This window comes from Streptomyces fuscigenes, assembly GCF_021556455.1.
GTDB lineage: Bacteria > Actinomycetota > Actinomycetes > Streptomycetales > Streptomycetaceae > Streptomyces > Streptomyces fuscigenes.
Map to the genome: position 1 here is coordinate 1 of NZ_JAKGCV010000155.1, position 11,834 is coordinate 11,834.

Consider the following 11,834-nt stretch of genomic DNA (forward strand, 5'->3'; position numbering starts at 1 on the left):
ACGCACGGTCGGGACGGCCGCACGGACGGACGGGCCGGGCGGGCGCCCTGCTGGACGTCCCCGCCCGGCCCGACCGCCGTGGCGTGCCTCAGTGGGCCGGGACGCGGGCCATGCTCCCGCCCCGGCTCGGCTGCATCGGAACCCCGCCCGGCCGTCCGCCCGCCGCGACGCCGGGCGCACCGGCGCTCTGGGCGGGACCCCGGCGCGGCTGTGCGGCGGCACCGTTCTGCACGTCCATCACGGCGTGCGCGACGAGGCCGCCCATCGGGTCGTGCCTGATCAGGTCCCGTAGCCGGGAGCGCGACGAACGCCCCTCGTTGCCCGGGTAGAGGTGCTTGCCGAGACCGACCGCGTGGGCCAGCGCGGCGAGCGCCGCGGTCCGCGGGTCCGGCGGTACGCCGGTGCGGATCGCACTGTCCAGCCGGGCCTTGATCTCCCGGCTGACCGCCGTCTCCGTCGCCTGGTAGCGCGTCGTCGGCAGCACCCCGCACATCTGACCCGCCACGGCATGAACCATGCCGCACCGCTCCAGATGCGAGAGATACGTCTGGCGCAGCCCCAGTCGGGGCCCGCCGATCCAATGGACAGCCCGGACCGGGCTGCCGCGTCTGCGCAGCAGCTCCAGTGCGGAGTCCAGAGTCGGATCTCCGGTCGGCCGTGGCATCACCACGGCGATACGATCCCCGTCAGGGGCTATCCGGCCTGCCAGCGCCAGCTCCACTAGCTGTGCTCCGGCCAGGCCGAGGTCGAGCGACTGCGGCTGCGCTGTGGTACCCGTGGTCGGGTCCAGAGCGAGCAACAGAAGCTCCTCCGGAATTGTTCTGCGGCTCCTGCCCATCCATGCCTCCCCGCGTGGATGAATGACAGGGTGACCCCTCTCACATTGGTCTGTCGAGAGTGCCTGGGTGCTTTGTACGGGAACCGTTATGTATGTCGTTCTCGTCTAGGACACGGGCGGCGGTCCCGAACGGGAAACTGAGAGACGGTTCGGACAGCGCGGTCCGGCGCGGTAGGCGCCATACGGCGGAGCGACACGAAGGAGACACGGTGGCGGGCGAGTCCCCCGGCAAGTCGGAACAGCAGAAGTCGTCGGGGGAGACGGGCCCGGACGAACGGGACGCCCGCGCCGGCGCCCCGCGCGAAGCGGAGGCGGACGGCGCGGACGTTGCGAAGGCGAACACCGAGGCGCGGTCCGGCTCCGGCGCGGGCGCGGACGGCGAAGCCGAGACCGACGCCGAAGCCGCCATAACCGAGGGCGGCGCCCCGACGGCCGCCACGACCCCCGTCACGCCCGGACGCCCCGCCGACGCGGCGTCCGAGACGGCATCAGAGGCACCTGAGACGTCTGAGGTCTCCGAGGAGACGTCTGAGATCTCCGAGGCCGGCGAGACCGCCGCGGCGAGCGAGGCCTCTGCGGCTCGCGAAGTGCCTGGGGCGGGTGGGGCCCCTGAGGCCCAGGAGGCCAAGAAGGCGGCTGAGCGGGCCGCTGACGCCGTTCCCGACGCTCCGGGCGCCGGGACCGCCTCCGACGCGTCGGGCGCCGACTCCGGGGCCCGTACGGCCGCGGCCCCGGCTTCCGGGCCCGCCGACGACACCGACGCCTCCGAGGCGGGGGACTCCCGCGCCGAGGCTCCTGGCACCACCCCGCGCCCGGACGGCACCGCCCCGAAGGCCCCCTCCGGGGCCGGTGCGGACACCGAGCCGAGCGCGGGTGCCGAGCCCGGCACGGACGCGAAGTCCCCGCAGGGCGCGGAGCCCGGTACGGACGGGGAGCCCGGCCGCGCGTCGTCCGGTGGGGCCGACGCGCCCGCCCCCGAGGCCGACGCCGCACCGAAACCGGCCTCCACGCCCGGGCCGACGTCCGAGCCGGCAGCCGAGCCCGAGCCCGCGTCCGGTTCCGACTCCGGCCCCGGCGCCCGTACTGGCTCCGACTCCGACTCCGGCGCCAACTCGCACTCCGACTCCGGCTCCGGTTCCGTCGACGAGCCGCGTGCCGGCGGTGTGCCCGCGCAGGCCTCCGGGCAGGACGGGCCCGGCAAGGCCGGGGACGCCCCGGCCGGCTCCGGCGGCTCACCGTCCGGCGGTGCGGGCGCGGCCGGCGGCAAGGCCTCCGGCGGCAAGAGCCCGGCCGGCGCCCCGAGTTCCGGCGGCGGCAAGTCTTCCGGCGGCGGCGCCTCCGCCCCGGCCGGCGACCGTGCTCCCGGCTGGGCCAAGGGCGGTGTGGACCAGCCCACGACGGCGATCCGCACGGTCGGCCCGGCTGGGAAGAAGGCCGTCGACCAGCCGACCACCGCCCTCAAGCTGCCCTCCGAGCCGCCGCTGAACCGGGCTTCGGCCGGGGGCGGGGCGCTCGCCGGCAGCACCTTCGTGCCGCTCAAGCGCGACGATGCGCCTTCGTCGTCTTCCTCGTCCTCGACGGCGTCGGCGTCGTCTTCCACGACCACGCCCCCCGCCACCTCGCCCTGGCCGTCGCTCCCGACGCCCGGGCAGCCCGGTCGCCCGGCACGTGGCACCGGTGGGCCCGGGGGAGGCGGCGGGCCGATCACGCCCGTCGTGGACCCCGAGCGGACCAGCCAGCAGCCCGTACCGCCCAAGGACCCGCTGGACCTGCTGGCGGAGCTGACGAACACGCCGGACACCCCGGTCCGCGTCGTCGCGCGCCGGTTCAAGATCTGGACGCCGCTCGTCCTGCTGCTGCTGATCGTCTTCGTGGTCGTGCAGGCGGTGCGCCCGCTGCCCGAGCCGACGCTCGCGCTGACGGCCCCGGCCACCTACAGCTTCGCGGGGAGCAGGCCCCAACTGCCCTGGCCCTCCGAGGGGCAGGGCTACCTGGCGGCGCCCGGCCTCGGCACGATGGGCTTGTTCGGCAAGGAGGAGTCCGTCCCGGTCGGCAGCGTCGCGAAGCTGATGACGGCGTACCTCGTGCTGAAGGACCACCCCCTGAAGACCGGGCAGAACGGCCCGTCGATCCTGGTCGACAAGAAGGCCGAGCAGGAGGGCGGGCTCGACAGCGAGGGCGAGTCGACGCTCAACACCGTCCACGCCGGCGACAAGCTCACCCTCAAGGACGCCCTGTCCGCGCTGATGGTCCAGTCCGCGAACAACATCGCCCGCCTGCTCGCGCGTTGGGACGCGGGTTCCGAGGCCGCGTTCGTCAAGAAGATGAACGCCACCGCCAAGGACCTGGGCATGGACCACACCACGTACACGGACCCCTCGGGCCTGAAGTCCTCGACGGTCAGCAGCGCGCAGGACCAGGTGCTGCTCGGGCAGAAGATCGTCGGGATCCCGGCGCTGACGGCCATCACGGTCCTGCCGTCGTGGACCGACCCGTCCGGGGTCTCGCACCGCAACTACAACGCGCTCGTCCCGTACAACGGCGCCATCGGCCTCAAGACCGGTACGACCACCGCCGCGGGCGGCAACCTGGTCTTCGCCGCGCACAAGGTGGTCGACGGCAAGGACCAGCTGATCGTCGGCGCGATCTTCGCCCAGCACAAGTCGCCGATCATCGACACCGTGAACGCGGTCAGCAAGACCGCGATGATCGCCGCCGAGAACGAGCTGAAGCGGGCGACGGTCGTGCACAAGGGCCAGGTCGTCGGCCGGGTCGACGACGGCCTCGGCGGCACGACGCCGGTCGTGGCCACCGCCGACGCCAAGGCGGTCGGCTGGGGCGGCCTCACCGAGCGGCTCCAGCTGACGAGCGACGATCCCCTCGCGCACTCCGCGAAGGCGGGCACCCGCGTCGGGACGCTGACGGTCGGCAACGGCCTGAGCAGCACCACGGTCCCGGTCGCGCTCCAGCGCGCCGTCGTCGAGCCCGGGTTCGGCGCCAAGCTCGGCCACTTCTGAGCCGGTACGAACCCCCTCGGGCCGATCCGGCGCGGCACCACCCGCCACACCGGATCGGCCGGGCCCCGGCGGCCCCGCGACCTCCGGAGCCGAGCCCGAACCGGCCCCGCGACCCGCGGGGCCGGTTCGCGCTTTCGGCCACGGTCCGCGCGCCCTCACGACGCGCCTCCGCCGGGCGCCGCGCGTCCTCCCGGCGCATCCTCCGCGGGGGCGCCGCGCGCCCTCCTCGCACGCCCTCTCCGCGCCCCCGCGCGCGGTACGTGCCCACACCGCGGGGCCGCCCCCGTGCTAGCGTCCCGAACCGGGGTCGGGGAGTGTTCGGCAACTGTTCGGCGGGGCGCCGGCGTCCTTCCATCCGCCGGACCGTCGAGGGAATACGTGGAGCCGTAGTGAGCCGCAGTGACCACCGCTGAGCCGCCGGGGGCCGCGCTGCCGCCGTTGTCCGGCCCCTCGCCGTCACCGGCCGCGCGGACCACGGGAGCGCCCGCCGGGCGCGGCGGCGCGGGTCTGCGCGCGTTCGCCGGGCGCCACCCCGTCCTGCTGACCGGCGCCGTCGCCCTCGCCGCCCACCTCGTCTGGTTCTTCTTCCTCGCGAACAGCGGCGGCGACATCGCCGCGCAGGACGCCTGGGCCGAGTTCGTCGGGCGGCATCCCGACTCCGCGTACAACCTCGCCTGGTACGGCGGGATGCATCCGGTCTCCTACAGCGTCGTATCGCCCTATCTGATGTCGGTGCTCGGCGTCCGGACGACCATGATCGTCGCGGGGACCGTGTCGGCCGCCCTCACCGCGCTGGTCCTCGTCCGCGTCAAGGCCGTCACCAATCCGGTCGCGTGCTCGATGGCGGGCGTGTTCGCGTTCTTCTGCAACGCCATGTCGGGGCGCGTGACGTTCGGCCTCGGCGTGATGTTCGCGCTGGTCGCCGTCGCCGCGGTGTTCTGCTGGCCGCGCCGCTGGCGCGAGAACCGGTGGCGCAAGGCCGCGATCGCCGCGCCGTGCGCGGGCCTCGCGACCGCCGCGAGCCCGGTGGCGGGCCTGTTCCTGGGCATCGTGGCCGTCGCGCTGTTCTGGTGCAGGCGGCGGCCCGCCGCGTACACGCTCGGCCTGCCGCCGCTGCTCGTCGAGGCGCTCTCGATCTGGCTGTTCCCGTTCTCCGGGACGCAGCCGATGTCGGTCGGCACGGCCGCGCTGCCCTTCCTGTTCGCCGTGGTCGTCGTCGTCCTCGTGCCGAAGGACTGGCGCACCGTCCGCGCCGCGGCCGTCGTCTACGGGCTCGGCACGGTCGCCACCTGGGCCGTCGACTCGCAGATCGGCTCCAACGTCTCCCGGCTCGCGATGGTCGTGGGCGCGGTGCTGCTGCTCGCCGCCGTCCCGCACACGGCCCGTCGCTCGCTGCGCCGGTGGGCGCTGATCCTGGCGTTCCTCGGCGTGAACGTGTGGACCGGCTTCAAGGGCGTCGACGACATGGTGATCACCGCGCCCAACGCGTCCTGGACGCGCGAGCTCGCACCGCTGGTGCACCAACTGCAGAAGGCGGGGGCCGCGAAGGGCCGCGTGGAGGTCGTCCCCGAGCGCAGCCACCGGGAGGCGTCCGCGCTCTCGCCGTACGTCGACCTCGCGCGCGGCTGGAACCGGCAGGCCGACATCGCGCGCAACCCCCTCTTCTACGACGACACCCTCAACGCCGACAACTACCGGGGCTGGCTCGACCGCTGGGCCGTGCACTTCGTCGTCCTGCCGCAGGGCAGGCCGGACGAGGGCGCGGCCCGCGAGGCGGCCCTCGTGCGCGGCGGCGAGCCGTACCTGCGCAAGCTCTGGGGCGACGCCAACTGGCAGCTCTACGCGGTGCGGGACCCCATGCCGATGGCCGACCCGCCGGCCACCGTCGACCGGGCGGGCGCCGGCGAGTTCACCATCCACGTCAAGAAGGCGGGCCGGGTCCTCATCCGTATCCCGTACTCGCCCTGGCTCGGCCTCGTCGACTCTGACGGCAGGAGTGTGCGGCCGCCCGAGGAGACCGCTGCGTCCAAGGCCCTGCGCGCGCGGGGCGGCGCCGACGCGGACCGGCCGCGGACGTACACGAACCCCGACGGGTGCCTGACGAAGGCCAACAAGAACGACGATGGCGACGAGTGGACGATCCTCCTCGCGCCGAGGCCGGGCGTGTACCGGGTGGCGGCCCCCTACCAGCTGCCGCGCGGCACGGGTTGCCCGGAGGAACTGCGCTAGCCGCCCCGCCGGGGCACTGATCCGCCCGGGCTCGCGGGCCGGTCCCCCCGGGGCTCGTGGGCCGATCAACCCGGGCCGTGGGCGGATCGGCCCGGGCCCGCGGGGCTGATCCGCCCTGGCCCGTGGGCCGACCCGCTCGGGGTGCGGGTGGGCGGCACCCGTCCGGGCGTGAACCCCGGGGTCCCGCAGTCGCGGCGGCGCGGAACTCCAGCCGTCCTTCGCGCGGGCGGACCTTATTCACGGACGGGAAGCCGCCGTTGCTCAATCGGCGGGCGGCGTTGTTCCTCACACGGCGGAGCACTTGGGAAGCCTCATTAGGTATGCCTAACCTAATCCCGCATCGGCCGGTGCCACCCCCGCGGGCTTCGCGGATCCCGCCCGTTCTCGTCCCACTGTTCCCGTCTCCCCGAAACGGATGCCTCCCGTGACCACACCGGCCCCAAGCACCGGCAGCAGCACGCTCACCGACTCCGCCGGCACCACGACCGCCTCGCGCTCCCTCGCGGACGGCGCCCCCGCCGCCCTCACACTCGGCCGGCTGCACGGCGCTGCCGTCGTCCGGATCGCCTTCGGCGTCCTGTGGGGCATCGACGCGACCTTCAAGTGGCTGCCCGGCTTCATCCACGGCCAGACCCTCGGCGACGAACTGGGCAAGTCCGCCGACGTGCAGACCCCCGTCTTCCACCAGTGGCTGCAGATGTGGCACGCCATCGGCACGTCGGCGCCGGGCGCGTTCGCCGTCGGCACGGCCGTCATCGAGACCCTGATCGCCCTCGGACTGCTCCTCGGCGCGTTCAGCAACCTCGTCTTCATCGGAAGCGCCGTGTTCTCGTTCGGCATCTGGTCCGGCGCCGAGGGCTTCCATCTCCCGTGGAAGCAGGGCATGACGGACCTGGGCCCGTCCGTCGGCTACATCTTCGCCTCGCTCGCGCTGTACTACGCGTTCGCCGGCTCGACCTGGAGCCTCGACACGCGGCTGCGGCCGATGCTGGGCCGGTACGGACGGCTGAGCGCCCGCCCCGCGGCCGCCTGACCGCCGCCGGTCCCGCGGCGACGCGGGGAGGGCCGCGTCCACGACGCCCTCGCGGGGAGGGCCGCGCTCACGCGGCCCTCCCCGACCGGTGTTTGGGGGCGCGGGAGCCTCAGGCCGTACCGCCGGCCCCGTCACCGCCGTCGCCGCCGCGCACCGCCGCCGTGCCCGCCGCGTCCCCGGCCACGTTCCCCGCCGCGCCGGCCACTGCGGCGCCCGCCGCGCGCACGTTCCAGCGCTGCTCGACCTTCGCGAACCGCCAGTACGCGAGCGCGGCGGCCCACACGGCCACGAACAGGCCGACGATCAGGTAGCCGACGTTGCCGAGGTCGAGGCCGGCGACCCAGTCGGTGACACCGTCGTGCAGGTCCAGCTTGTCGTGCAGGACGCCGACCAGTTCGATCGTGCCGATGAAGAAGGCCACCGCGATGGACAGGCCGGTGATCGTCAGGTTGTAGAAGACCTTGCGGACCGGGTTCGCGAAGGCCCACTGGTACGCGAAGTTCATGAAGGTGCCGTCGAGCGTGTCGAACAGGCTCATGCCCGCCGCGAACAGCAGCGGCAGGCTCACGATCGCGTACCAGGGCAGCCCGGCCGCCGCGCCGCTGCCGGCCATCACCATCAGCGTGACCTCGGTGGCCGTGTCGAAGCCCAGCCCGAACAGGAAGCCCAGCGGGTACATCTGGCCGGGCCGGGTGATGGACTGCGTGAAGCGGCGCAGGACGCGGTTCATGAAGCCGCGCGAGTCGAGGTGCGCCTCCAGCTCCGTCTCGTCGAAGCGGCCCTGCCGCATCGACCGGAACACCCGCAGGATGCCCGCGAGCGCCACCAGGTTGAGCGCGGCGATCAGGTAGAGGAAACCGCCGGACACGGACGTGCCGACCGTGCCGAGCGTCTTGTGCGCGCCGGATTCGTCGTCCATCAGGATGCCGGCCAGGCGCGCGCCGCCCGCGACGAGCGCGGCCATCGCCACGACCACGCTGGAGTGGCCGAGCGCGAACCAGAAGCCCACGGAGACCGGGCGCTTCCCGTCCGCCATCAGCTTGCGGGTGGTGTTGTCGATCGCCGCTATGTGGTCCGCGTCGAACGCGTGGCGCATGCCGAGCGTGTACGCGGTGACGCCGAGTCCGACGCCGAAGGCGCTCGATCCGATCTCGTAGTGGTGCGGCGCCACCAGCAGGAACAGGACGCCGAAGGCGACGAGATGCAGCCCGGCGATCACCGCGAGCAGACCCGCCGTGCGGACGGTGTCCTCACGCCGCCAGGCGAAGGGGCCCGACGTCCGTGCGGACGCGTTTTCCGGGACGGACGTGGACAGGGGCAGGCTCAACTCGGTCACGCTCCAGCACCTCGTGGATCAACTCGTGAGATGCCGTGGCCGGTCTCCTGGCTGACGGGTCCGCCGGCGCGCGGGTGGCTGCCGCGTACGAAGGCACGCTCTCCGTCCGGCCTTCCGGGTGCCCTTGCGGGGGCGGCCCGTGGCCGGATGTCATGGACGGGGAGCTTCCCGATCACAGTGGCGAGGGCCGCTCCGGCCTCGGACCCCAAGGTCCTCACCGGTCTTCCCGAACACCACGGCCCGGCAACAGTACGGTTCCTGCGAATCGCTTGCAAGACTGCACAGATGCGCAGGTGTGGAGTCTCACAGCAACGAGCCGCGCCCGGCCCGCTGCTGAGACAATCGGACGCATGCATCTCGTACCGGCCGAGCGCGCGGATCACCGGATCATCGACGGGCACCGCGTCTGCGACGCCATCGCCGCCATCGGGCACCCCGACGACGTGCGAACGGCCGCGGACCGCTTCTCCCTGCTCGCGGAGCCGGGGCGGCTCGCGCTGCTGCTCGCGCTGCGCGGGGTCGGGTCGATGGCCGTGTCGGACCTCGCCGTCGCCACCGGCATGAAGGACCCGGCCGTCTCCCAGGCGCTGCGCCTGCTGCGCTCCGCGGGCGCGGTCGCGGGGGAGCGGGACGGCAGGATCATCCGCTACCGCATCGTCGACGACACCCTCACGGCGCTCCTGGACCAGGTGGGGCCGCGACCGCAACCACACGAACACCAGGCGCCCCACGCCCACCCGGCCCCGGGCCAGGACCCGTCGCCCGGCCGGCACGCCTCCCCCGGCCAACACCCCTCGTCAAAGGAGCACCTGACGCCGACGAGCGGCTGACCGGCCGGGGCGCGTGACGGCCCGGCAAGGAGGGTGGCCGGGGCAGGTCCCCGGGGTCTCACCAGGGCAGATCGCCGTCGGCCGCCGCGAACAGCGGACCCGCCTTCCGCTCGCCCACGGCCACCTCGACGATGGACCGCGCCCCCTCCTCGACCGTCTGGAACCCGCGGTGCCCGTTGAAGTCCGTGGCCGTGTAACCGGGGTCCACCGCGCGGAAGTCGACGCCGGGGAAGGTCTGCGCGTACAGCACGCTCAGCATGTTCAGGGCGGCCTTCGACGAGGCGTACGCGGGGAACGGCGCCCAGCCCCGGAGCGAAGCGCGCAGCGCCGGGTCCGCCGCGACGCCCACGGACCCGAGCCCGCTGCTGACGTTCACGACGACGGCGTCCGGGCCCGACAGCAGCGGCAGGAACGCGTGGACGGTGCGCACGGGCCCGAAGACGTTCGTCTCGTAGACGCGGCGCATCACCTCGACCTCCGGTTCGTCCGGCCTGACGGGCCGGCCGGTGATGCCCGCGTTGTTCACGAGCAGGTCCACGCGCCCGGCCCCGGCCCGTACCGTCTCGGCGGCCGCCCGCACCGAGTCCTCGTCGGTCACGTCGATCAGCAGCGGCCGGGCGCCCAGCTCCCCGGCTGCGCGCTCCCCGCGGGCGGCGTCGCGCGCCCCCACGTACACGGTGTGTCCTCGCTCGATCAGTCGGCGGGCTGTCTCGTAGCCGAGGCCCTTGTTGGCCCCGGTGATCACGGTGATGGTCATGGCGTCCACCCTCGGCGGGCCCGGCCGCCGCAGGCAGATCCCTCCTCGGCGCGGGGACGGCGGCACGGTGGGCCGGGCCGGCGGGGGGACCGGCAGTACCAGGCTGTGACGCGCCGGGGCGCCGATACTGGAGGGGTGAGCCGACCACCGCACCCCGCGCGGGGCGAGAGCCCTGGCCCGGACCTCGACCACGGCGACCTGGGCCGCGCCCTGCGGCACTGGCGGGACCGCACCGGGCCCGCCGAGGCAGGGCTGCCCGCGGGCACGACCTCCGGCACCCGTCGGGCGCCGGGCCTGCGCCGCGAGGAGCTTGCGCAGCTCGCCGGGCTGTCCGTGGACTACGTCGTACGCCTGGAGCGCGGGCGGGCGACCGCCCCCTCGTCGCAGGTGCTGCACGCCCTCGCCCGCGCCCTGCGGCTGACCCGCGTCGAGCGCGACCACCTGTTCCTGCTGGCGGGGCAGGCCCCGCCGGCCGACGGGCAGGTCTCCCAGTACATCCCCCCGACCGTGCAGCGCCTCCTCGACCAGCTGGGCCGCAACCCCATCGCGGTGCACGACGCCTACTGGAACACGATCTCCTGGAATCCGCCGTGGGCGGCGCTGGTCGGCGACCCGTCCACCCTGCGCGGACGCGAACGCAGCGTGGCCTGGCGCCACTTCGCGGGCCTCACCGGCCGCGTCACGCACGAGCCGGACCAGCTGGTGCGCTTCCAGACCGCCGTCGTCTCCGACCTGCGCTCCTCGGCCGTCCGCTACCCGGGCGACCGCGAGCTGCGCGCCCTGATCGGTGACCTGCGCGAGGTGAGCCCGCGCTTCGAGGAGTTGTGGCAGTCGCACGTCGTCGGGTTCCACAGCGCCGACCGCAAGACGATCCACCACCCGCAGCTCGGCCCCGTGACGGTCGACTGCGACACGATCACCGTGCCGGGCAGCGACCTGCGCATCGCGGTGTACTCGGCGGCGCCCCACTCGCGCACGGCCCGTCAGTTCGAACTGCTCGCGACCATCGGCACCCAGGACCTCTCCCCGGCCGAAACGGACTGACCCGCGACAGCGCGTCCCCCTCGGACCGGGTACGGCCCTCTGCGGCCCTGCGCTCCCCGTACGTCCCTATGCCTCTACGCCCGTGCGCGCGTCGTCGTCCCCATGCCTCTACGCCCGTGCGCGCCTACGCCACTCGTACGGCTCTTCGACGCTCCTTCGCCGCTTCTTCGCCGCTTCTTCACGTCTTCGCCGGTCAGTCGGCGCAGACCGAACGCAGTGCCACCCGCAGCGCCTCGCGGTGCAGCGCGTCGAGGCGGTGCGTGGCCGCGCCGGTCGCCGCGGCCTCCTCCAGCGCGGCCGAGCAGCCGGCGGACGGCTCCCTTACCTGCCGTGTCGACACCAGCTCCCGCAGGATCTGCTGCGTGACCGCGTCCAGGTCGGTGCGCAGCGAGGTCAGGCTCGGGTGGTCACTGGGCGCCGACGACGGATCGGCGTCCCAGGCCGCCAGCAGCGCGCGCTGCACGACCTTGCTCGCGGCGATCTGGTCGCCGAAGAAGCGGGCGGTCGCGTCCGGGTCGAGGCCGAGGCGGGTGGCCTGCTGCCGTACGCGCTCCAGCTCCTGCCGTTCTCGCGCCGGGTCGTCCACGGGCGTCCCGGTTCCGCGCTTGGCGGCGGCGACCTGGCTGCTCAGCCGGATGCGGCGGATGGCCAGCTCGGTGAGCGGGCCCAGGGGCCCGAGCGAGCCGGCCGCCCCGAACGACGCCGCGGCCGCGGCAGCGGCGGGAACCGCGCCGTGGCCGGGCGCCGCCG

The 11,834-nt window shown here is 74.2% G+C and carries 8 protein-coding genes, 1 pseudogene and 1 riboswitch; of the genes and pseudogenes, 5 read left to right on the forward strand and 4 right to left on the reverse strand.

Features of this window, described 5'->3' with window-relative positions; all coding sequences use genetic code 11:
* Window positions 1–88: 88 nt before the first annotated feature.
* On the reverse strand, window positions 89–838 hold the full coding sequence (locus L1885_RS14815) for a GOLPH3/VPS74 family protein (RefSeq protein ID WP_235797570.1): 750 nt from the start codon (window positions 836–838) through the stop codon (window positions 89–91).
* A gap of 209 nt (window positions 839–1,047) precedes the next feature.
* Here L1885_RS14815 and L1885_RS29200 point away from each other — a divergent pair, with 209 nt between their 5' ends.
* The 3 genes from L1885_RS29200 to L1885_RS14830 all read left to right on the forward strand — a co-directional run bounded on the left by L1885_RS29200 (window position 1,048) and on the right by L1885_RS14830 (window position 7,117).
* The gene (locus L1885_RS29200; RefSeq protein ID WP_235797571.1) at window positions 1,048–3,855 is read left to right on the forward strand and encodes a D-alanyl-D-alanine carboxypeptidase; all 2,808 of its coding nucleotides are present in this window, start codon (window positions 1,048–1,050) and stop codon (window positions 3,853–3,855) included.
* 399 nt (window positions 3,856–4,254) lie between these two features.
* Window positions 4,255–6,084 (forward strand): DUF8823 domain-containing protein, encoded by a 1,830-nt coding sequence (locus L1885_RS14825; protein WP_372481949.1) that lies wholly within the window; start codon window positions 4,255–4,257, stop codon window positions 6,082–6,084.
* Window positions 6,085–6,508: 424 nt separating this feature from the next.
* On the forward strand, window positions 6,509–7,117 hold the full coding sequence (locus L1885_RS14830; RefSeq protein WP_235797572.1) for a hypothetical protein: 609 nt from the start codon (window positions 6,509–6,511) through the stop codon (window positions 7,115–7,117).
* Between the two features lie 109 nt (window positions 7,118–7,226).
* Here L1885_RS14830 and nicT read toward each other — a convergent pair whose 3' ends face one another.
* A complete protein-coding gene (gene nicT / locus L1885_RS14835; protein ID WP_235797577.1) occupies window positions 7,227–8,444 on the reverse strand; it encodes a Nickel transporter NicT in 1,218 nt (405 codons plus the stop codon).
* 29 nt (window positions 8,445–8,473) lie between these two features.
* Window positions 8,474–8,706: riboswitch (cobalamin riboswitch) on the reverse strand.
* A 97-nt stretch (window positions 8,707–8,803) separates the two neighbouring features.
* Between nicT and L1885_RS14840 the strand changes: the two are divergent.
* Window positions 8,804–9,145 (forward strand): annotated as a pseudogene (locus L1885_RS14840) (metalloregulator ArsR/SmtB family transcription factor); the annotation flags it as partial.
* Window positions 9,146–9,341: 196 nt separating this feature from the next.
* Here the strand turns inward: L1885_RS14840 and L1885_RS14845 are convergent.
* Window positions 9,342–10,040, reverse strand: a complete 699-nt coding sequence (locus L1885_RS14845) for an SDR family NAD(P)-dependent oxidoreductase (protein WP_235797573.1) — start codon at window positions 10,038–10,040, stop codon at window positions 9,342–9,344.
* 135 nt (window positions 10,041–10,175) lie between these two features.
* Here L1885_RS14845 and L1885_RS14850 point away from each other — a divergent pair, with 135 nt between their 5' ends.
* A complete protein-coding gene (locus L1885_RS14850) occupies window positions 10,176–11,084 on the forward strand; it encodes a helix-turn-helix transcriptional regulator (RefSeq protein ID WP_235797574.1) in 909 nt (302 codons plus the stop codon).
* 193 nt (window positions 11,085–11,277) lie between these two features.
* Here L1885_RS14850 and aroQ read toward each other — a convergent pair.
* Window positions 11,278–11,834: gamma subclass chorismate mutase AroQ (aroQ, locus tag L1885_RS14855; protein ID WP_235797575.1), on the reverse strand; the 557-nt coding region annotated here is incomplete at its 5' end.